We start from the raw sequence: 235 nt of genomic DNA, 5'->3' as shown, positions 1-235 counted from the left end.
ATAACATTTATTTTTAAATTATAAAGTGTGCCTTTGTTCATGCAACATAAATATACATTACCATTCATTATACTTATTGTTTTTTTATCGACAGGAGGTCTGATTTCTACAGATATTTTTCTGCCAGCACTTGGAGAAATGCGCCAATACTATCAAGTTACTGAATCTCAGATTCAAAGTGCGGTGGCAGTTTTTCTATTTGCATTGGCTATCGGACAGCTAATCTATGGGCCAC

At 34.5% G+C, this 235-nt stretch carries 1 pseudogene; it reads left to right on the top strand.

The features are described 5' to 3' along the window. Positions 1-39 precede the first annotated feature (39 nt). Positions 40-235, top strand: a pseudogene (locus ACFINS_RS11255) (Bcr/CflA family drug resistance efflux transporter); the annotation flags it as partial.

Origin of the sequence: Bartonella sp. AA2SXKL, assembly GCF_042197205.1 — a bacterium.
In the GTDB taxonomy this organism is placed as follows: Bacteria; Pseudomonadota; Alphaproteobacteria; order Rhizobiales; family Rhizobiaceae; genus Bartonella.
The sequence above is the reverse complement of the archived record's forward strand: the minus strand, read 5'-3'. Positions and strand labels throughout refer to the sequence as shown.